The organism is Legionella sp. W10-070 (genome assembly GCF_900640175.1).
GTDB lineage: Bacteria > Pseudomonadota > Gammaproteobacteria > Legionellales > Legionellaceae > Tatlockia.
Genome location: NZ_CAAAJC010000004.1, coordinates 78,366 through 100,496, shown reverse-complemented (window position 1 = coordinate 100,496; position 22,131 = coordinate 78,366). Strand labels below are relative to the sequence as shown.

Genomic DNA, 22,131 nt, shown 5'->3' with positions numbered 1-22,131 from the left:
TGTAATTAAAAATGAGCATAGTTAAAGTACGAAATATATTTTTAATAGGGCCTATGGGAGCAGGTAAGAGCACGATAGGCCGTACTTTGGCAAAAGAGCTCAAGCTTGAGTTCTATGATTCTGATGAAGTAATAGAAGAGCGTGCCGGTGCTGATATCTCCTGGATATTTGATATCGAAGGGGAGGAGGGATTTCGTCGTCGAGAACAGAAAGTTATTGATGAGTTAACACAGAAAAACAATATCGTGCTGGCAACAGGCGGTGGTGTTGTAATGACCCCCGAAAATCGTAATGCTTTGGCTGGTCGTGGTACGGTTATTTATCTTAAAACCTCTTTACAGCAACAATATGAACGCACTAAACGCGATACCAAGCGTCCTCTTTTGCAAACTGATAATCTGGAAGGCCGACTTGAGATGTTGCGTGATGAGCGGGAGCCATTTTATGATGAACTTGCCGATATCAGCTTTGAAACAGATAAATTAACCGTTAAGGCTGTAGCAAACAATATCATCAAGTACATCTATGGCGAAATTTGATTTATATAAAGAGCTGCCAGTCCGTTTACCCAGCTACGAATATTCCGTGGTTATAGGGCGTAACGCTTTGGAAGATGAGGCTTTGTTGCGGCGATATTTACCTGGAAAACAGGTTTTAATCGTAACTAATAGCACAATTGCTCCTTTTTACCTTGGTTATTTACAGACAGCCCTTAGTGACAGGCAATGTGATGTAGTCATATTAAAAGACGGTGAAGAATTTAAGGATCAGCAAAGTTTATTTGCTATCTACGATAAATTAATCGCTGAGGAACATCACCGTGATACGACATTGATTGCTCTCGGAGGGGGGGTGGTCGGCGATATCACCGGGTTTGCGGCAGCCACTTATCAACGTGGGGTAAGGTTTCTACAGATACCAACTACCTTGCTGGCACAGGTAGATGCTGCCCTTGGCGGTAAGACCGCGATTAATCATCCACAAGCAAAAAATATGATAGGCAGTTTTTATCAACCTGCAGCAGTGATTATTGATCTAAACACGTTGAAAACATTACCAATACGTGAATTTCAGGCAGGATTTGCAGAAGTTATTAAGTGCGCTTTATTGGCAGGCGGAAAATTTTTAGATCAGGTGCATGACTTTCTCAAAAATGGGATTAAGGAGAGTGCTCCTGAAGCCCTGCAGGCTATTATTAGCAACTGCTGCCAAATAAAGGTGGATTATGTACAGGAAGATGAAAAAGAAACCACGGGTAAGCGTGCTTTGTTAAATCTCGGCCATACATTTGCCCATGCACTTGAAGCGTATACTCATTACCAGCGATGGCTTCATGGAGAAGCGGTTGCAATTGGTCTCTACTGCGCTGCACTACTGTCTCGGCAATGTGCTCATCTGGACGATGATACTGTGAGTTTGATTGATGAGATGTTGGTTATGGCAAGCTTACCGCGACGCATCCCTAAAGATATTGATATCGACCAACTACGTGGTTTAATGTTGCAGGATAAAAAAATAGAAAATAAAAATTTGCGCTTTATATTAATGAGAGCGGCAGGCGATTGCTACATTGAGGATAGGGTATCCAATGAATTGCTGTGCTCAGTACTGCAAGCTGCAATGGAAGGAGAGTCATGATGCAAAGTGTAATTCAGGAATCAGAGAATAAGAGTCCTACCCTTGTTGAGTCTGTTTTAAAACCTGGTTCATGGCTTACAAAGATAGACTTTATTAATCATCTGGTGCTTTTTAATAATGCAATGATAGTAGTTATGGCTGAGCAAGGCGGCGGCAAGACTACTTTTATAAATTTACTGCAGGCGGGACTGGAGTATTCAATAAAATCGCATGTTGTAAATATTGTTTCTCCCTTTGACCAGACTGGTTTGTTAACCCAGCTGGCTGCTGTTTTTCATTTGCGAGTTGATGCTGAGTTAACGGTTGCGAATTTAATCAGACAAATCAATGAGCGTAAGAGTCATGTTTTGGTTATTCTTGATAATGCGCAATACCTTCCTGATACTTTTTTAAAAGAAGTATTGATTGAACTAAATCAGCAAGAAAGCCCCTGTTTTTTTCACCTTTGTCCAGTCTCGGATTTTAGTTTAATGGTAAGTTTGAATCAATTAGAAACAAATCTGTTTGATAAACTAGTCCATATCATAGAACCAGGTGCTCTGACAGAAAGCGAGCTCAATACTTACCTTTTAAGTGCGTTGCCATCTTCCAGCCACACGGAGCAGCTAATGTCGGATAAGCGCAAGGAGCAATTTTATCAGCTAACTGGTGGTAATATGGCTCGCATCAATGCTCGGATGACTGACTTTTTTTCTACCGAATCACTGCATCCTCCTTTAAGAGAAAGGGTTTCTTCGCGATATGCCGGGATAGCTGCCACCTTTTTAGTGGCTTTATTGGCTTCAGGTTATATTTGGAAAAATCAAGACTTATTCAGGTCTGATAAAAGTTCGATTGGGAAAGTACAGGAGGCAGTAGTTAGCAAACCCTTGCCCTCTGTTATACCTGGAATGCCATCAACAAAGCAGAAAATTTTGGCCAGTTATATACCCGCTTATGACAGTGGGGAAAAGGTTAGTTTTATTCCTGCTTTTCATATTGCTGCTGCAAGGCAAGTAGTGCAGCCATTGCCGCTGAAGCGAGAGTTTAAGGTAGCACTTGATGATGAAGTTAATAACGATACTTCATTGGTGATTATGGATAAAGTCGTTGTGATTCCGAAAACAATAACAACAGACTCATTAAAGGAAACGGCTATCCTGGAACGAGAGGCTATTGCATCCAGGGAGCTTCCTCAGCAAATCATTCAACCTGTGATAGGTATTCGGAATCACGTTCCCGTGAAAGAGCGATATACCATCCAGCTTGTTGCAAGTCCGAGACTGGTGGATGTCAAGCGTTTTATCAAAAAGCACCACTTAAAAAATAATTTTAAAATATGGGCATTAAAGCGTCAGGGTGCTGACTGGTATGTATTAACGTTCGGAGACTATGGTCAGATGCAATATGCCAAGCGAAAGCTTCGCCATTTGCCTGCCAGTTTTGCCCGCTTTAAACCCTGGATTCGTTCTACATCCGAATTAGGATCTGTCGGCTAGCAGGTTTTTTGATATTTTTGACTTCTGATTTGGTCTGGACTTGGCTTGAGTTGCCCATGTAAGGTAGCCAATTACTGCCATTACCATATAAATAAGCATGAGTATGCCATGAAAGGGTATCTGTTTATGGAAGTAGATATAGGCGTAGATGGCATCCGTAATGAACCAAAGCACCCAGGTGGCGATCATTTTATGACACAGCAGCCATTGGGCGGCCAAGCTTAAAGTGGCGGTAAGGGAGTCTAGTGTGGCAATATTGGAGTTGGTAAAGGTTAATAATAAATTTAGAATAATAACGAAAAGAAAAACAATAAAACTTACAAGCAGCAGCCACTGTTTCTTAGATGGTTGCAGATTAGCGTTTACATTTCTTTTTTCAGCAGGGCTACGCCAAAGATACCAGCCATAGCAGGTGCTTAGAAAGTAGAAAAGCTCAAGCAGCATATCAGCATAGATCCCTTTTTGCCAATACAACCAGCTATTTAAACAAATAGCCAAAAGGCTGACAGGCCATGCTTTACTGGTAAGGCGAATAAAATAATAAGTCGCTAATAACGAAGCGAGTGCCCCAACGATATCTAACAGCATTAAATCATTCCCTACGACGGAATTACCCGACAGGTTCAATGGGTATCTCTCAGCCCTTACTACTCAGTTTGCGTTTAGAGCAATTTTAAATAGAAAGAGCACCCCGGTTTTTGTGCTTAATACCATTATACGATGGGTTTGTAAATTCTTTGGATTGATTTTTGGAAATAATTCAGGGTAAATTCCCTTTGCTAGTGGTGAATATTATGGGATTTTAGATTAATTTAATATTTAATCCGTATAAACTCGCCATCCTGAGTGTAGTGAAGATTCCTGTTTGTGTACTTCACTATCAAATTATGATTTTCACCTGAACTTTACTATTATAAATTTAAGCAAGACTAATTTTATAGTAAACTCCTATAGAATTAAGCATGGCCAAGGAGAGAAACATGTACAAAAGGGTATTATTCGCGACAGACTTTGATGAAGTAGGGGTAAAGGCAGCCCACAAGGCTAAAAAGATTGCTGATGAAAATAAGGCTGATCTGCTGTTGGTACATGTTGTAGAACCCATTCCGGCATATGCTTATCCTGGTTTTGCAGGGTTTGCCGAGGTAGAGGTCTCGATACGTGAGCAGGCGGAGAAGGAACTTACTGCCCTTGCGAAAAAACTTGGGGTGGATGGTACTCATTGCATGATTGAATTTGGCTCAACAAAAAACGAAATTTTACGTGTAGCTAAAGAAAAGAAAGTGGATTTAATTGTTACGGGTAGTCATGGTAAGCATGGAATTGCACTGCTGCTTGGCTCAACGGCAAACGCTATTTTGCATGGTGCAGAGTGTGATGTTCTTATTGTTCGCCCGAAAATTGATTGAGCCCGTAGCCTTGTAATACTCTTAGTCAGTTGATTCGGAGGTAGGTGCGCTCGAGGCTCTACTGCAGTTTAAAGAAGAAGGCGGCAGAGCGCCTAGCGGATCTGCCTTCTTGATTCGTTCAGACAATTTCGAGAGACTCTTGTTTTAACGACTTTTGAATGGACTCTCTCTGGCTAAGATTTTTAAAATAGCGAGGCAGGTTATCCCATTCCTTTAAGTCAATTTTAAAACCAGGCGCCCATAAAAGTATCACAAACAAATAGGCATCAGGCAGAGTAAAGTGCTCTCCCAAAAGATAAGTGTGTTGTAGCTGCTTATCAATTACCTTCAGTTTATTCTTAATTAAGGGAATGATAACGTTATCCTTTATTTCTTGGGGAATAGCTGGAGTAAATAAACCAGAGAAATTTTTATGCAGTTCTGTAGTTATAAAATTCATCCATTCCAATGTGCGGTAACGATTAAAATCATCGATGGGAGGGAGTAATTCCTTTGCCTTAAATTTATCGGCCAGGTATTGTTGAATAACGACATTTTCAGTAAGTCGTTGAGTATTGTCTAACTCAAGTACTGGCACAGCTCCTTTGGGATTAATTTTTAAAAAATCCTGATTATTTTCTGTCGTTTTTGTTCTTAAGTCGACTTTCTCATAGTCAGAATCTATGCCTATTTCATTAATGACAATGCGAACAGCCAGCGAGCAAGCTCCTTTTGCGAAAAATAATTTCATTTTATTAATCTCCATGATTTAATTGGATCTTGTATTTTTAACTTAATTCACTAACTAAATACACTATTTTTTCAATTATTATTTCATCAGATATCTCGACTTTAGCCATTTTTGAGTCCCTGTGGCTTGACCACGGGATCCACAAAGGTATGAGTTCAATATTTCCTGTTCTTTCGTATTTTAAGTGCGCTATAATCAAAAATTTGACACAAGGAAGCGGGATGAAGAAAGATCAATACAATAACTTGATACCTACCTGTACTGACAAAATCCTGGGATTACCCTCTAGCGAAGTAAAGTATTATTTATTGTTACTAGTTAATTCGATAAAGGAGACGAATACCGACTTCACAAGAAATTTTCTTGTGGAGCTTCTGGTTTTGGTTAATGCACTCGAGTCGATTACAACATCCTCTTCAGGCACCTCTTATGAATCAATGGGCGGGAGCTATCAGCGCCTTGTCGATTTGGCACAAACCAATACTTTGACAACCAAAGTGGGATATAATCTGCTGAATTTAGGGAGTGGTATTTCTGCTCTTTTAGTCGGCACAGCCAGCGGAATTATTGGCGGCTTTGCTGGTTTGGCAAGAGGCCTATGGAATTTGAATAATCCCTTTTCTTCTTTTGCTATAGGGTTGATTACAGGCTGTACGTTGGGTGCGGCGATTGGATTCAGACTGCCTAAGAAGCTATTTAAAAATGAATTAATCAGACAAATTAAATTTTGTCTTGATGGTATTAGTAGTTGCATTAGTACATTAGAACAGCAACAACCCTTTTCATTTTATGAAGAGAGTGTGAAAAAGAGACTGTTGGATGATTATTTTCAAGGTAACCAAGACCTTCTGGATGCCTTTTTAGCCAACAATATCTGTTATGAAATAGCCACCTTTAAGGCACAGTTTATTAGCGAAACCCTTGAAGGGTACTTAGGGCATCATGCATTTATAAAAATTTTGATTAAGCCCGAAGGCAAACCTTTGGTTATTGAGTTCTCTACTGGTCGGAATGATTTACAACGCCCCATTAGCCAGATCGAAAAAAGAACTGTTAGTGGTAAGAGGATTGTGGAAATGTTGGCCATGCATGAGCAACTTCAACTAACGCATGCTTGTACAATGGATTATATGATCAAGAAATTGAAGCCAGGAGAAAATGATTGTTTTAGTTATATCAACAAGATTCTCGTGGCTAGTAGTCAAAGGGCTACTTCGCTGAAGCGGTTTGACGGTCAGGAAAATTGGGTGGGACGTAACGTCATAGGTTTTTTTGTTCAAAAATTAAACCCATTCAAGCAGGATATTCTTTTACAACAACAGGAAATAGAATCAAATGTTATGTTGAATGGAGTAAAATAGAGGAGAGGCAGATAGTATTTGCGTGTGCAGTTCTTTTGTCAGAAAAGTGGACGCCTCTTGAGACATGTCAGGCTTCTTTGCTATTAGCAATGCACACAATGCCTCTAAATCTGGCTTCCTTAATGAGAATGTTAGCCGAGCTACAAATACTATCCATGATTCAATGATAGTTCAAAAAAAAACCAATATCAATTGAGATTCACCCTCTCTTTTCCGTATATTGGAACCAAATACCTGCTATTAAAAAATGGCAAACTACCGTCATCTTGTCTCCATGATGGTGGATTTGGTAAGGTATATAAAATATAAACTTAATTATCCCGGGCTAGAGGGGCTTCATAAATGTGCGTAAATCAGGTTTTTCCTGCATGCGGTATTGATAAACGGCATAAAAAGCAATGACATTTTTCAAATAGTTACGGGTCTCTTGCCAGGGTAGTGTCTCAATCCAGATGTCAATCTGTTTGGGCGGGTGATTTTTTAACCAATAGTTGACTTGGCGGGGACCTGCATTGTAAGCCGCTGCTATTAATACCGGATGTTTATTATATTGATGAGCCAGCTGTTTTAAATAAGCCACGCCGATATTAATATTTTTCTGGAAAGAGAAAAGTTGGGCTTTGTCTGCGTAAGCGATTTTTTCACGTTTGGCTACCATACTTGCAGTTGCAGGCATGATTTGCATCAGGCCGCGGGCTCCAACAGGGGATACTACATTGCCACGGAACGCACTTTCCTGACGGATAATGGCATAAATAAACTCCGGGGAAACACTGTAGCTTTTCGAGAATTCATCAACAGTTGTACGGTATGCAAGAGGAAAGCGTAATGATAATTGATTATTTAAATCCTCGGTATTGCTTAAATAAACTGATTTTCCGTGCCATTGTAAATTATTGGCTATCCAATAAGCCAAGGCACTTTTATCTTTCTTGGGAAGCTCACTAATAAAATCATTTAATAACCTGGACGCTTGGACTTCCTGCTTGCTGTCGTAAAGTGATTTAATATTGTCAGTAAAGGGCTGATAAGGTTTGAGTACTGACATGTCCTTAATGGGCGGTTCATTTTCAAAGTTAAGTGCCGATTTAATTCTCAGGCTGGCAAGAAAACCATAATAGTGTCTTGTTTGCGCTAAAGAATGATAGATTTCTTTGGCTTTGGTTTTTTTTCCCTGTGCTTCAAGTGAGCGCGCCAGCCAATATTGCCAGCAGGGATTTTCTTTGTCCTGAAAGTAAGTGATTAATTTTTCTACTTGAGGCCATTGTAAACGTTTAAGTGCATAACGAATTTGCCAATCAAGCAGGGTATCATTGTAATAAGCAGGCTCTATTTGGGAAAACCAAAATGGAGCATCCTCATGATTGCGCATGGCTTTATAAAGTGCAAGATGAGTAAGGAAAGATTGTTTTTGAGCTTGTGTCAATAAATTTTGGGTTTTCTCGCTTTGCCAATATTTTATAGCCTGATCCATATTCATGGACACCATGCGCTTTAATCCATATAAATAAAAATAATTATGCAATTCGCCAGCTTGTAGTTCAGTAATTTTTGAAGGGTTTTGATAAATGCTTATTAATAATTGCTCATCTTTGATTCGCGGTTGCTTGTATTGTTTTAACAAGTAGCGCACTAAGGCGAGGTTTCGTTTGTCTAAAGCCAGAATAATGCGTTTTGTAAGCAAACTTTCATCAAATTTGTCGTCTTTTAACAATAAATTGAATAGCTCATTACATGCTGATGGCTGAGAGTCTCCTTGAAGCCAAAAGGGTTTTATTGCATTGAGTGCTTCCTGTTGCCTTCCTGACTGATATTTAGCCATTAACGCATAGCATTGCAAGCCGACCTCTTCTGAGGGCTTATAATATTTGGCGTAGCTTATCCAGTCTTTTTTATTGGCAAGGTGGTAGAGCCATTTTTCACGTAATTTTTGTGACAGCGGTGTATTATCCTCTATAAAGGCTAAGAATTCTGCGTCCGGATTATCTGGCAGATTTTGACTCCATTGATAATAAGCAGTGAATCGATTTAAATAGGCTTCACCGGAAAAGGCATAGGCTATTGCTGCCAGATACAGCATAGGGATTATTAATAATGTTTTTCTCATAGCCTCTTATTTCGTCCAGAAAAAGAAAATACTTTAATTGATAATTATAGGTATTATTACCAATGGCTATGCAGAACCAATTCTGGTGCAGTCAATATTGCAAAAATTAGTTTTTCCAGGTTCTGTGAAAATTTTTGTTCACAGAACCTAATCAAATTGATGCTAATTTGAGCCGCATTGCAGCTATCGTTTTGGCATAATCATCTGTTGAGAATATAGCAGAACCCGCTATAAATTGGGTAGCTCCTGCTTCTGCTAAAAGTGCAATATTTTCAAGTGAAACCCCACCATCAACACAAATTGGCAGATGTGGATATTGTTGTTTGATCCATTTGATTTTATGAATGGTGTCTGGAATTAATTGTTGACCGCCAAAACCAGGGTTGACAGTCATTACCAACACAAAATCTAACCGATGGATACACCATTGAAGGCATTCAGGAGGTGTTGCAGGATTTAATACCAGGCCTGTTTTGCACTGTTGCTGATGGATAAGCTGTAGGCTCCGATCAAGATGAATAGTTGCATCAGGGTGGATACTGATGCGGTTGGCTCCTGCCTTGGCGAACTGGCTTATCAACTCATCAACTGGATTGGTCATTAAATGGACATCGATGATGGCTTTGGGAAAACGCTGATGCAATGCTTCGCAAATGACAGGTCCAAAAGTAAGATTAGGGACATAATGATTATCCATAACGTCAAAATGGATGAGATCTGCTCCTGCCTGCATGACTGCCGCCACCTCTTCCCCAAGACGGGTCATATCGGCAGAAAGGAGAGAGGGCGCTATCAGATAAGTCATTTTTAACCTTAAAGAAAGAATCGTCTTATTATAAAAGCATTTTAATAGAGGAACGATATAAGCAAGTGCTTATATCGTTTTAATAAAAACCAGCCCCTTATGCATTAAACCAGTAATTGAAATTCAGATTAACGGTATGCATGGTTAAGCGCTCATTAAAATTGCTAAGTTCTTTAGTGCTCATGTAGCGATAATCCAGCCCGACAGAGAAGGTATCATCCAATACATAACTGACGCCGAGAATTGCCTGACCTATGGGTGATGAAGTATTACTTCTGAGCCTAAAGACGGAGGTGAAATTGTTAAGTCCCGTAGTAGGATTGATAAAATTGTAATTAATAGTAAATTGATTGCGGACAGATGCATAACCTATTCCTAGTCCAGCATAAGGTATCCAGGTTATATCGTCACTTTGAAGGTTATAGAAATCATAATAGACATTGAATATGCCAGCGCCAAGCTGACTATGCCCGCTCATGCTAAAAGGAAAGAGGATTGGGGCAGGCCCTGAGGGATTTAGAATATATTGTTTCTTTTTGAAAGGAATGCCACCAATGAGGATTTCATTGTAAGGATTATAGTTAAGTAATAGCTCTCCTTCAAAACGGAAACCACAGTAACGGTAACCAAGCTGAAGCGCGCCTCCGCCTCCGAATGAGTAATCAATCTTACCTACAGGATGGCTGACCAGGGGTAAAAAACCGTTGCTGATAAGCCTGTTATTCATTTGGTTTACGGTTGCGTGGGGAACAGTAAAATCAAGATCCGGAACATAACTGCCTACGCCGGTTAGTCCAACATACCAGCCTTCTGCAGGTGCGTAAGAAAATACAGCATTATTAGCAAGCATAAGTCCTGCCAGTCCCAATTTAAGATAATTTTTCATGATTTATCCTTACTTATTTATAGCTGGCGCCATCAAATCGAAAAACAGCCCCGACACTTGCCAGGTTGGCTTGAAAAACTTTACCAAAACCGTCAGCACGCTCTGTGCTTATATAACGATAGGCGAGGTTTACTGCATAACTTTCAGCAAAGTTGTAAGTAATGCCAGCGGTCGCCTGATATGAAAAAACATTATCGTTAACCTTAAAGCGAGTAGGAATAAGAGGACCGGAAAGACCGATGGGACCACGGCCATTAAGACGGGCTGTTACATAACCATACCCGATACCAACGCCAAGAAATGGGGATATGCAAGGAACCATTTCAGGGAAGTCATAATAAACATTTGCCATCGCAAAGGTGCCTGTAGACTCACCGTCGACTCCTAATTGTCTGGCATTGTTAATTTTAAATTTATTAAGATTTGCCTTGACGTAGGTGACTTCTGCCTCATAACGTAGTGGTGTGCTTTGAAACCCTATGCGTCCACCAGCATTATAACCATTATTGTAGGAAGGGTGAGCACGCAAAACACCAAAGGTAGTATTAGTAAGATTATCAGGTAAATAAGTATAACCGCCAAAAACACTGGCATACCAGCCATCAATCGGTACCGCGGCCGAAGCCAGTCCAGAAGCGAATAAAGCCGCTGAAAAAAATGCAATTCTCATGACATCCCTTTTTTATTGTTATTTAAAGCAACTCAATGTTAGCGGTTTGTCTTGATTTTGCAAGCAGCATTTGCTGACCATCTATAGAATGAATTAATTGATAAATAAATGAGTAGGGACAGGTAAGATGACTGCCAAAGAAACATGGTTAACGAAGAATAATCAAAAAAAGCCTTCATCCTGTTGTATTACCTGATTGATGGAGTAAGATGGTAGATGGCCACAAGGAAAAAGGAGCAGGAAGATGCCTGGTAAAATAATATACAACCTAAAGGATTTCACCAAGGAACTAGTCGATTATATTTCAAGCGGGGCTGTTGTCAATGCTTTCATGGAGGCTGAGGGTAAATACAATCAATACAAGCAATCTTATTTTTGGTGGATATATCAGCACACTCGTCATAGCTCTGAGAAATTTAATAACACAATATCAACATTAAAAAATTTTGACGATATCATTATCCGTTTGCAGGAGTTTCAAAAGTTTGTCAGTAGTGGAGAATGGGAATCTACCTCGGCAAATACACAATTATTTCTTTTTTTAATTAATTCGATTGAGGGATATGTCAAGGAAAGTGATGACTATCTGATTAAAGTTATTATTCCACCCTTAAGGGAGTTGATTACAGAAGACATTCAATCGCTTGTCAATCAAGAGCAGCGCGCCAAGAAGGAGGCGGCGGAACGAAAAAAAGAATTAGCGGCAATGTGTGCAGGAAAAAACAGGCAATTAGAAGACATAAGTCTGTTTACTGATGCAGTAGCTGCCAGGTTATTTGCGATGAAAAATCCTGAAAAAAAAGCCTTTTTCTTGCGAGAGAGTGGAGCATCTTCTCAATCGCCCCAATGGGAATTAGCCTGGTATGACTTGACAGGAAAACCTGTTTCTTTACTTATCGAGGGTGAGCTTAAAGGCTTGTTGGCAAAAATTGAGTTACCCCTGCTTGCTGAAGGAAACGCTGTTCGTCAACTGCTTAAAATTAAAGCAGAATGTGGCAGGCTGGTGGAGGAGTTACTGCATAAGACCCAGGTATTAATAAACCCGGAATCTTCTGCGGTAAAGAATTTGATCTCTACCTATGTCGTGCTCCAGAATGATGCCCTGATTGAAATTTCCTGGTATGACAGTTTAGGGAGAAGCAATCCGGTTAAACTAGGAAATTATCCTGAATTTCAAGCCTGGGTAAATCAATTGCCCGATTGGTCGTCTGATAATATTTTAAGGCTTAAAACCTATCTAAGGCATGTCAATACTCGGCATGAGGTGGATGAGAATAAACAAATTAATGTCAGGGATCTTCTGCAGAAACAACATGGTATTGCTTTAATTGCTACGGATGAGTGTGAAAAAATTCCTCCCTATAAGCTAATTCCCGGAACTTATATTTTAACAAGGGAGCCGGATGTAACGGGTGAATGGATTTTATACCAGCGACAAAAAGGAGGTATTAATTTAAAAATTAACACGGATAGTTGGGAGCTTTTCCATCAGGTTCTGGCAGAGAATGATAATCAATCTGCTGGAGCTTTGATGATGAATATCAGGGATCAACTTCGTGAACAAATTACTGCCGAAATAAAAGCAACGAATAAGCAATCTTTTTATCAAGCAGTTAGACCACCAGTATCCCGCCTTAAGATGGATGATTATTCGGTAGTGGATACTATGTTGGCTAAAAGAATGGGAACCAGACTGGTTAAAAGTGCCGAAAATTCCAGACCCTTGCCAAATAAGCTGGATGTAACCCAATTTGCAATAGCAGGTTTATTTGGACATGTGCCCAAAGCCAGGAAGGAAGAAATTCATTTGGAGCACGGCAATACCCCTCAAGACAATCCCTTCAGACATTAATACGTTTATGGAAAAATCAAGCTCTCTTTTGGTTATGGGAGCTTGACTATTCTTTATGGCTGTTGAATGAAAAATCAGGATTTAAATCCTGAAGTAATCGGCAAACGCCAGTCTTTGCCAAATGCCCTTGGCGATATTTTAGTTCCCGGTGCAGCTTGACGTCGTTTATATTCATTCTGTTTGATTAAACGAATAACCTTGTGAACATCTGTAGAGGAATAACCTCGTTGGATAATATCGTCTGCAGTCAAATTACCTTCCATGTACGCTTTTATAATCGCATCTAATATTGCATATTCAGGTAAATTATCCTGATCAGTTTGGTTTGCAGCCAGTTCTGCTGAAGGAGGACGGGTCAATACCCGTTCAGGAATAACAGAGGACAGGCTGTTTCGGTAGTGAGCCAGTTGATAAACCCGGGTTTTCAGCACATCTTTTAGCACAGCGAAGCCTCCTGCCATGTCGCCGTATAAGGTTGCATAACCCACAGCAGTTTCGCTTTTATTACTGGTTGTCAGTACCATTTTACCTGTTTTATTGGACAAGGCCATTAATAAAACCCCACGAATTCTTGCCTGAAGATTCTCTTCCGTTGTGTCTGGGTTATACCCCCAAAAAGAGGGAGCCAGGCTGTCAAGGAAAGTGTTAAAAACAGCTTCAATAGGAATAATAGTACTTTTAACCCCTAAGGTTTCTGCTTGCTGTTTGGCGTCTTCAAGGCTCATGTCGGCCGTATAGCGAGATGGCATCAGCACCGCATCGACCCGTGATGCACCTAAGGCATCTACCGCAACGGTTAGTGTCAGGGCTGAATCAATTCCACCTGATAATCCTATCAGGACGCCTGAAAAGCCGTTTTTCTCTACATAATCGTGTGTACCGCAAACCAGGGCTTCATAAATTAACTTATCTTCATTGAATAAAGGCGCAATTTCGCCGCTTATCTTGTGATCTTTCAGGATAATAGTTTGCAGGTGTTCTTTGAATGCCGGTGATCGGGCACAAAGTGTACCCTGAGAATCAAATGCCATCGATTGTCCGTCAAAAACCAGCTCGTCTTGACCGCCAACCTGATTGACATAAACAATGGCGAGGCCTTGTTTAGCGTAATTTTTCAGTAATTCTTCCCGTAAAGCTTGTTTGGTATAGTCAAAAGGGGAAGCATTAATACAGAGAAACCCATTAACTTTCGCCTGTAACAGTTGCTCAACAGGCCCCTCATCCCAAAGGTCTTCACAAATACAAAGCCCAAGCTGGTAACCTTTAATAGAAAGAATACAGGGCGTTGCCTCTCCCGGGGTAAAGTAACGCTGCTCATCAAATACACCATAATTGGGTAAATTCTGCTTATGATAAAGAGCAACCCGTGTTTCATTTAAAAAAACACTCGCTGCATTAAAGCAGTTTTCCTGTTGAAGATGCGGATGACCTATGACGATATGGCAGTTGCCAGTCATGGCCTGGATGGCCGATAATGCTTGATTGGTTTGTTGGTGAAAATCTTGTCGCAATAATAAATCTTCAGGAGGGTAACCAGTGAGGGCAAGTTCAGGAAAAACAATGATGTCATGGTCTTTCTGATAAGCTTGAACGATGCTGATGATTTTATCCCGATTTGCAGAAATAGCTCCGACTGTCGGATTAATTTGAGCCATGAGTATTTTTATCATTGAAAAGCCTGCTGTTTACTTAATAAATAAGGGTAAATAATTTCTGGCTGATAATATCAAAAATCAGCGGTGGGCTAAAAGATTCTTTGGGTTCGATTAAAAGTGCAGTTTTCAATTCAGGCTTTATTCTACACGTTTAATCGTATCTTCAGCTTAGATCTAGGTCTATTTGGTTATTATAATTTTATCAAATTAAGTAATTTCCTGGTTATTTAATATTAAAATTGATTCAAGTTCGTTATACTTGCAGGTTTATCTCGGGAAGATAGTTGTATGCTTAAAGAGGCATTAACACGGATGGCGGATGTTTTTTTACCTACCGTATTGATGCATGGCCAGCAGTACCAGCAAAAAGGACATGTATTAAATATTCGTCTTAGTGATGGATTACTTAAAGCGCGTGTCAAAGGGCATTCCAGTTATATTTACGATGTGCATATTGATCTGAAATCCTGGCCCGGTGTGCCTGCGCGTTGCAGTTGTCAGTATAAATTAAACTGCAAGCATGCTGCTGCAAGCTTATTTTCATTACAAGTTCGGGAAAATTATCAAATACCTCTTCCCGACAGTCAAAAATCAGAGGGGTCTTTAAATTCCTGGTTAACGACCTTAAGAGAAAAAGAGATAAAAACGGTAAAAGATACTACCCATGAGATTATTTATCTTTTAGCGCCTCATCAAGCAGCCTCTAATCACCAGATAATCGTTCAATTGGCGATTGTAAAGCGATTGAAGAGGGGAGGGGTGGGTAAAAAAACAGTATTTAGTACCATTACGACCAGTCGAAGACAATATTTTACTTCGGAAGATACAGAAATTGTTTCTGCCTTATCATTGAAAAATTATAGTCATGGCTTATTGGATCGCGTGGCAATCAGAAACAGCGATCTACTACAGCAAATACTATTAACCAGAAGGGCTTATCTGTCTGTTGATAATGAGCCAGGTTTGGTGTTGGGAAATCCATTGCCGGTCACTGTAACCTGGGATCTTACGCCTCAGGGAATACAGTATCCCGTTCTTAAAACCAATTATAATAAAGAAGTGCTGCCACTTTTTTTGGATAAGGCCTGGTATTTTGATAAGGAGAATAATTGTCTTGGCTTATTAGACGTCCCTTATTCACTTGGTGATCTTAAAAAAGTATTTAATTTTTCCTCTGTGAGCCTTGAAGAAGCTCCTCTGATAGCCAGCGAATTGGCATTGATTAACCCTGAGTTACCTGCTCCAACTGTTTATCAAACCAGGGAAACCCGGCATATCTATCCACAAGCGGTTATTCATTTTGATGCAATTGAGTTACCAAAAAATGCTGATTTTTTTGATGACCCTCTCACAAAGAACAATTTTCTATTTACCGTTGATCTTTTTTTTGAATACGCGGACATAAGATTGGCTCAGGGTGAAACGAGTACTTCTCTTAAATACAGAGAAAAAAACAAGTTAGTGGAAATACCCCGCAATTTCCCTGTAGAGAAAGAAATTGACAGGGAAATTACCCAGTTACTGAATCTTCGCGGCCCTTTAATCCGAGAAAAATTATGGTCAGACACCAGTCTAGATAATAAAAGGATATTGGCTCACTTCCATGAAAATGATTTACCACGTTTTTACAGACAAGTTCTCCCCCTGCTGGAAAAGAAAAAATGGAAAATTGAATTTGCTCATTATATCTACCAGGAACTGATTGACGGCGAAGAAATAGAATGGTTTTCAGAGGTTGAAGAACGAGGGAATGATTTTTTCTCTTATCAGCTGGGTATCTTGATTGACGGTAAGCAAGTCAGTATTGTTCCCCTGGTAGTAGACTTGATTGGCAGGATGGATAAGGAAAACATTGATACCTTGCCTGATAAAACACCTGTGAAAATGCCTTTGTCCGGTGGGAAAATGTTGCAGGTTCAGTTAGGCCGGATAAAACCTTTGATTCGTTTTCTTCTTCAATATGGAACGCGTTATGCAAAAAATAAAGACCATCTGCAAATTAACCGCTACCAACTGATATTGATGCAGGAAACAGAAGAGGCAATGGCCGCTGTTTCTACCCGTTGGCTTGGTGTACAAACGATACGGCAGCAATTGCAACAATTAGCGACATTAAGCGCTCTTCCTGCGGTAAAAAGTCCCCCAAATTTAAGAGCAACCTTACGGGATTATCAACATGAAGGATTGAACTGGCTGCAATTTTTACGTTGCAGTCAATTTGGAGGGATTCTTGCAGATGATATGGGGCTTGGAAAAACCATACAGACACTTGCGCATTTATTGGTAGAAAAAGATCAGGGACGATTAGGCAAGGCAAGCCTTATTGTCGCACCAACCAGTCTTGTTGGTAATTGGTTTGAAGAAGCGAGGCGTTTTACCCCTGATTTGAAGGTATTAATTTTTCATGGGGCTGAACGTCATCATGATAATTTCGATGATTATGACCTGGTCGTTTCAACTTATGGTTTGATTCAGCGGGATAAGAGCCGCTTTACAGAGTACCCTTTCTACTATCTGATTTTGGATGAAGCCCAGTGCATTAAAAATGCCCGCACCAAAACCACCCAGATTATCCAGCAGATTCAAGCCAGGCATCGGCTCTGTCTCTCAGGCACTCCTCTGGAAAATCATTTGGGCGAGCTTTGGTCCTTATTCAATTTTTTGATGCCGGGTTTGCTGGGTGATGCCAAGCAATTCAGGCAATTTTTTAAAAATCCGATTGAAAAGCAGGCTAACGTTGAAAGAAAAATCCTGTTAGCCAAACGAGTTCAGCCCTTTGTGCTGCGGCGAACAAAAAACCAGGTGGCTTGCGAATTACCAGCGAAAACGGAAATGACCCGCACTATTGAATTAACCGGGACTCAGCGTGATCTTTATGAAGCAATTCGTTTAAGCATGGAGAAAAGAGTCCGTGAAGCAATTGCCAGGCAAGGTATGGAAAAAAGTCATATTCTTTTTTTAGATGCATTATTGAAGCTGAGACAGGTCTGTTGCGATCCCAGGCTATTATCAATCCCTGCTGCTGAAATCGCTTATGATAACTCTGCGAAACTGGATACATTAATGGAATTGCTGGAAAGCCTTGTCGATGAAGGAAGGCGCACCCTGATATTTTCCCAGTTCACTTCCATGCTTAAATTAATAGAAGGACGATTGATAGAGAAGAACTATTCTTACTTAAAGTTAACCGGGCAAACCCAAAATAGACAGGCTCTTGTTAATTCCTTTCAGGAAGGGGATATTCCTGTTTTCCTAATCAGCCTTAAAGCGGGTGGGACAGGATTAAATTTAACGCGTGCTGACACGGTTATCCATTACGATCCCTGGTGGAACCCTGCTGTGGAAGATCAGGCGACTGACAGAAGCCATCGGATAGGCCAGGAAAATCCGGTGTTCGTTTATAAACTAATTACTGCAGGAACAGTAGAAGAGGTTATTTTAACGATGCAGGAGAAGAAAAGGCAATTATTTGAAGGTCTTTTTTCGGTGGATGCGGGTAAGATGATGGGTTTGACAAGTCAAGATATTGAACAGTTTTTTATGCCGCTTCCTCCTTAGCCATCAGATATGGTTTAGCGTTAGTTTCACCAGAAGGACTCTTTTAACTTGGCTGTAATTTCTACCATAGAAAAAGGGATTGCAAATGTCCAAATCATAGCCTATTCTTTTTCTTGGGAAAATTATGGAGAAACCCTCATGAGACAATGGAAGGCGTTGCTTGCGTTTATGTTGACGGTAATGTTTTTACCTGTTGCTTTGGCTCAGTCGCCAGCTGGAACCTGGACTACTATCGATGACAAGACAGGTAAGAAAAGGGCTGTTGTGCGGATTACTGTATCAGGTGGCACTCTAAACGGCACTATTGTGAAAGTTTATCCTCAACCAGGAGACACTGGGATTTGTTCCAAATGTCCGGGGGCGTTTAAAGACAAACCTATTCAGGGCTTGCGATTTGTTTGGGGATTAAAGGATAAAGGGAACGGGGAATGGGATGGTGGACAAATTCTTGATCCCAAAACAGGCAAGATTTATCGTGCCAAAATGACTATGAAAGGTAACCAATTACACGTTCGCGGGTATGTTGGTGTTTCAGCGCTTGGCCGGACCCAAATCTGGACTCGTTAGCTGAGTTGAATTTTTTTACTCCAAAGACACACGAAGGGAGGCGAGTGCGATTAAATAATTGCTTTCCTGGCCGATGCTCAACAAGCATTGAGGATGCCAGGATAAGACCTTAATCAAAATCGCACTTTAATTGCCCCCGGGTGTGTCTTTTTTTTCATTCAGCAGTACAATAGATGACACACAAATTTTTGCAGATGCCATGTCAGAAGTTCTAACACGAAAAAGCAAGGTTGAGCCGTTAAAGTTGCCACCTCATTCAGCCGAGGCTGAGCAGGCGATTATTGGCGGCCTGATGCTGGATAATCAGGTCTGGGATCAAATTAGTTCAACACTGTGTGAAGCTGATTTTTATCGTACAGAACATAGAATTCTCTACCGTGCCATCGCAGAATTAGCGAAGAAAGAACAACCCTTTGATGTAGTAACTTTACTGGATATTTTGAAATCCACCAGCCAACTTGACGATGCTGGTGATGAAACTTATCTTTTTGAGTTGGCTAATAATACGCCGAGTGTCGCTAACGTTACTGCTTATGCCCAGATCGTACGCGAGAAATCAGTTCAGCGTCAGTTAATTGGCGTAGCGAATGACATTGCAGATTCAGCCTATAATCCTGGGGGCAGGGAAGTTACCGAATTGTTAGATTTTGCTGAAACCAAGGTATTTGCTATTGCTGAACAGACAGGCGGAGATGGTGGGCCTGAAAGCATTAAATCCATTCTGGTTAAGGCGGTGGAAAAAATTGATGCGCTTTATCATAGCGGCGATGCGCTTACTGGTTTGGCAACAGGCTTGTCTGATTTTGATGAAAAAACTTCGGGTTTGCAGCCCTCGGACCTGGTTATCGTTGCTGGACGACCTTCAATGGGAAAAACAACGCTGGTGATGAATATGGCCGAGCATGCAGCGATAACAGAAAAAAAACCTGTATTGGTTTTTTCTATGGAAATGCCTGCAGATTCTCTGGCAATGCGGATGATGTCTTCCCTGGGCCGCATTGATCAGCATCGTCTTCGGACGGGCAAACTTGAAGATGAAGATTGGCCAAGAGTAACGTCTGCCGTGCATTTATTATCAGAAGCGCCATTATTTATTGATGATACTGCAGCCTTAAGCCCCGCTGAGTTACGTGCGCGTGCGCGGCGGTTAGCTAAAGAGCATGGTCAGCTGGGACTTATCGTTGTGGATTATTTGCAATTGATGAAAGTACCAGGTTTTAAGGCCGATAATCGCACAGCAGAAATTTCAGAAATCTCCCGTAGCTTAAAGTCATTGGCTAAAGAATTAAAAGTACCGGTTATCGCATTATCACAGTTAAACCGCAGCCTTGAACAACGTCAGGATAAACGTCCTGTCATGTCTGATTTACGTGAATCAGGAGCAATCGAACAGGATGCTGACTTAATCTGTTTTATTTACAGGGACGAAGTTTACAATGAGGATAGTCTGGACAAAGGGGTTGCGGAACTTATCATTGCAAAGCAACGTAATGGCCCTATTGGCAAAGTGAGGGTTGCGTTTCTTGGGAAATATACGCGTTTTGAAGATTTGGCTTTTAATGGCTACCAGGGGATTGATTAGTGACAAGGCCTACTCGCGTACATATTGATTCCAGGGCTCTGCTTCATAATCTCAAGCAGGTAAGGCGTTGTGCTCCTGAGGCTAAAGTAATTGCCATGGTCAAAGCAAATGCCTACGGTTGTGGTATATCATCAGTTGCCCCTGTTCTTGAGGGAGAGGTTTATGCTTTTGGCGTTGCCTGCCTTGAAGAAGCTATGGCGATCCGCGCATTGGGTCTGCGTAGTCATTGTATATTATTCCAAGGCGTGTTTAGCCCTGATGAACTCCAGACAGCAGCGACTCATGACATGCAGTGCGTCATCCATCAACCCCACCAGTTGCAATGGTTATTGAATACCCCTTTGGCAAATAAAATCAAGGTATGGGTCAAGGTAAACACCGGGATGCATCGCTTAGGCTTTGCGCCAGAGGAAGTTTACAATATTATTAATGCATTAACGCATTGTCCCTGGGTGGAGTCTGAAATTGGTTTAATGACTCATCTTGCTTGCGCAGATGAGCTTGATAATCCAGCTAACCAAAATCAATTAAATTTATTTAAAAGCCTTCAATTGCCTGAAGTCAGAATGATAAAAAGCATTGCTAACTCCGCAGCTGTTCTGACTTTACCGAATACCCATGCTGACGTTGTACGTCCAGGCATCATGCTCTATGGTGTTTCCCCTTTTATGAATCAGACTGGCCAGCGTTTAGGGTTGATGCCGGTGATGCGATTTGTGTCTGCTATCAGTGCTATTCATCATTGTCCTGCCCAGGCGAGAATTGGTTATGGCGGTACCTGGCAGACAAACAGGCCCTCGGTGCTTGGTGTTGTTGCGGTGGGATATGGTGATGGATACCCGCGGCATGTGGCACAAAATACACCGGTTTGGGTGAATGGAGTTTGTGCGCCTGTTGTCGGCCGGGTTTCAATGGATATGCTGACTGTCGACTTAACGGATTGTCCGGGAGTTACTATTGATGATCCGGTCGAATTATGGGGTCAACATATTCCGGTAGAATCCATTGCTTTGTCTGCAGGAACAATAGCTTACGAATTACTTTGTCAATTATCACCACGTGTTCGGCAGGCGTAAAGCAGGCATTGCCCGGGTGCAACCCTCATACGGGCAAATTTAGAATGGTCATGAAAAAGATCACTTATAACCGTTAACCTGCTTCAGTCTTCAGTAGCAGTTCTTTTTTGCCTATATGGGTTGCACCCGCCTTGCTCTTAATTATGGATAATATCTAGACTAGGTGCTAGAATAGCCACCGATTTTACTAATGAGATTCAGGTGAACACATGAAAAAATTAACATTGTTAGCGTTATCTTTATCTATTTTTATTACAGGATGTACGCAAATCAATAATGAAGGGGTCGGTACACTTACAGGTGGTGTTGTGGGTGGGCTTATTGGCAGTCAATTTGGTGGTGGCTCAGGTAAGGTTGCCGCTGCTGCTGGCGGTGCCTTACTGGGTGCTTATTTAGGCGGTAATATTGGCCGGACTATGGATCGTCTTGATCGATTAGAGATGCAAAAGGCATTAGAAACAGCGCCAACAGGACGTGCAGTTGGCTGGCAAAATCCGGATACTGGCAATCAGTATACCGTAAAACCAACAAGAACGTATTACACCAATAACCAACCCTGTCGTGAATATATCACCAAGGCGATCATAGGCGGCAAGCCACAACAAATTTATGGCAAAGCCTGTCGTCAGGCAGATGGCTCCTGGAAAGTAGTCAGCTAAATTCACCCTAGATAGTATCGTAAATACACCTTCTCCTGGATTCCGCGGTATGAACATTGACCGCGGAATCCCCCTCTACAAAATACCCCTAATATTCT

At 41.0% G+C, this 22,131-nt stretch carries 18 protein-coding genes and 1 riboswitch; of the genes, 11 read left to right on the top strand and 7 right to left on the bottom strand.

Annotated features, from left to right (window positions below; all coding sequences use genetic code 11):
- Positions 1–11 precede the first annotated feature (11 nt).
- Genes aroK through E1O65_RS02830 form a run of 3 tightly spaced genes read left to right on the top strand, consistent with a single transcriptional unit; the run spans position 12 to position 3,116 of the window.
- Positions 12–539 carry a shikimate kinase AroK gene (gene aroK, locus E1O65_RS02840; RefSeq protein WP_133132087.1) on the top strand — a complete coding sequence of 176 codons (528 nt, stop codon included), beginning with the start codon at positions 12–14 and terminating at the stop codon, positions 537–539.
- Complete coding sequence (gene aroB / locus E1O65_RS02835; RefSeq protein WP_133132086.1) at positions 526–1,638, top strand: 3-dehydroquinate synthase; 1,113 nt, start codon at positions 526–528, stop codon at positions 1,636–1,638. The genes aroK and aroB overlap by 14 nt, the downstream gene beginning before the upstream one ends.
- Positions 1,635–3,116: an AAA family ATPase gene (locus E1O65_RS02830; protein WP_133132085.1), complete on the top strand. Its 1,482-nt coding sequence runs from the start codon at positions 1,635–1,637 to the stop codon at positions 3,114–3,116. The genes aroB and E1O65_RS02830 overlap by 4 nt, the downstream gene beginning before the upstream one ends.
- Here the strand turns inward: E1O65_RS02830 and pnuC are convergent.
- On the bottom strand, positions 3,099–3,704 hold the full coding sequence (gene pnuC, locus E1O65_RS02825; protein ID WP_133132084.1) for a nicotinamide riboside transporter PnuC: 606 nt from the start codon (positions 3,702–3,704) through the stop codon (positions 3,099–3,101). The two genes, E1O65_RS02830 and pnuC, sit on opposite strands and share 18 nt — an antisense overlap.
- A riboswitch (TPP riboswitch) is annotated at positions 3,696–3,820 on the bottom strand. (Overlaps the previous gene by 9 nt.)
- Before the next feature lie 276 nt (positions 3,821–4,096).
- Between pnuC and E1O65_RS02820 the strand changes: the two genes are divergently transcribed.
- Positions 4,097–4,525, top strand: a complete 429-nt coding sequence (locus E1O65_RS02820; protein WP_133132083.1) for a universal stress protein — start codon at positions 4,097–4,099, stop codon at positions 4,523–4,525.
- Positions 4,526–4,643: 118 nt separating this feature from the next.
- Here E1O65_RS02820 and gstA read toward each other — a convergent pair whose 3' ends face one another.
- Complete coding sequence (gstA, locus tag E1O65_RS02815; protein WP_133132082.1) at positions 4,644–5,255, bottom strand: glutathione transferase GstA; 612 nt, start codon at positions 5,253–5,255, stop codon at positions 4,644–4,646.
- Positions 5,256–5,476: 221 nt separating this feature from the next.
- On the opposite strand from gstA, the gene E1O65_RS02810 reads away from it, so the two are divergent.
- A complete protein-coding gene (locus E1O65_RS02810) occupies positions 5,477–6,616 on the top strand; it encodes a hypothetical protein (protein WP_133132081.1) in 1,140 nt (379 codons plus the stop codon).
- Between the two features lie 325 nt (positions 6,617–6,941).
- Here E1O65_RS02810 and E1O65_RS02805 read toward each other — a convergent pair whose 3' ends face one another.
- The 4 genes from E1O65_RS02805 to E1O65_RS02790 all read right to left on the bottom strand — a co-directional run bounded on the left by E1O65_RS02805 (position 6,942) and on the right by E1O65_RS02790 (position 11,084).
- Positions 6,942–8,723, bottom strand: coding sequence for a transglycosylase SLT domain-containing protein (locus tag E1O65_RS02805; RefSeq protein ID WP_133132080.1), 1,782 nt, complete (start codon positions 8,721–8,723; stop codon positions 6,942–6,944).
- 151 nt (positions 8,724–8,874) lie between these two features.
- Entirely contained in the window at positions 8,875–9,528 is a 654-nt protein-coding gene (rpe, locus tag E1O65_RS02800) for a ribulose-phosphate 3-epimerase (protein WP_133132079.1), read from the bottom strand.
- A gap of 97 nt (positions 9,529–9,625) precedes the next feature.
- On the bottom strand, positions 9,626–10,414 hold the full coding sequence (locus E1O65_RS02795) for an outer membrane beta-barrel protein (protein WP_133132078.1): 789 nt from the start codon (positions 10,412–10,414) through the stop codon (positions 9,626–9,628).
- A gap of 13 nt (positions 10,415–10,427) precedes the next feature.
- A complete protein-coding gene (locus E1O65_RS02790; protein ID WP_133132077.1) occupies positions 10,428–11,084 on the bottom strand; it encodes an outer membrane beta-barrel protein in 657 nt (218 codons plus the stop codon).
- Positions 11,085–11,328: 244 nt separating this feature from the next.
- On the opposite strand from E1O65_RS02790, the gene E1O65_RS02785 reads away from it, so the two are divergent.
- Complete coding sequence (locus tag E1O65_RS02785; RefSeq protein WP_133132076.1) at positions 11,329–12,936, top strand: hypothetical protein; 1,608 nt, start codon at positions 11,329–11,331, stop codon at positions 12,934–12,936.
- A 74-nt stretch (positions 12,937–13,010) separates the two neighbouring features.
- Here the strand turns inward: E1O65_RS02785 and E1O65_RS02780 are convergent, their stop codons facing one another.
- A complete protein-coding gene (locus E1O65_RS02780) occupies positions 13,011–14,606 on the bottom strand; it encodes an NAD+ synthase (protein WP_133132075.1) in 1,596 nt (531 codons plus the stop codon).
- 273 nt (positions 14,607–14,879) lie between these two features.
- Here E1O65_RS02780 and E1O65_RS02775 point away from each other — a divergent pair, with 273 nt between their 5' ends.
- The 5 genes from E1O65_RS02775 (at position 14,880) to E1O65_RS02755 (ending at position 22,033) form a co-directional block, all read left to right on the top strand.
- Positions 14,880–18,149, top strand: coding sequence for a DEAD/DEAH box helicase (locus E1O65_RS02775; protein WP_133132074.1), 3,270 nt, complete (start codon positions 14,880–14,882; stop codon positions 18,147–18,149).
- Positions 18,150–18,287: 138 nt separating this feature from the next.
- Positions 18,288–18,716, top strand: coding sequence for a DUF2147 domain-containing protein (locus tag E1O65_RS02770; RefSeq protein WP_133132073.1), 429 nt, complete (start codon positions 18,288–18,290; stop codon positions 18,714–18,716).
- A gap of 199 nt (positions 18,717–18,915) precedes the next feature.
- The gene (gene dnaB / locus E1O65_RS02765; protein WP_133132072.1) at positions 18,916–20,298 is read left to right on the top strand and encodes a replicative DNA helicase; all 1,383 of its coding nucleotides are present in this window, start codon (positions 18,916–18,918) and stop codon (positions 20,296–20,298) included.
- On the top strand, positions 20,298–21,374 hold the full coding sequence (gene alr, locus E1O65_RS02760; RefSeq protein WP_133132071.1) for an alanine racemase: 1,077 nt from the start codon (positions 20,298–20,300) through the stop codon (positions 21,372–21,374). Before dnaB ends, alr begins: the two co-directional genes overlap by 1 nt.
- Positions 21,375–21,583: 209 nt before the next feature.
- Positions 21,584–22,033, top strand: a complete 450-nt coding sequence (locus E1O65_RS02755) for an RT0821/Lpp0805 family surface protein (protein WP_133132070.1) — start codon at positions 21,584–21,586, stop codon at positions 22,031–22,033.
- Positions 22,034–22,131 lie beyond the last annotated feature (98 nt).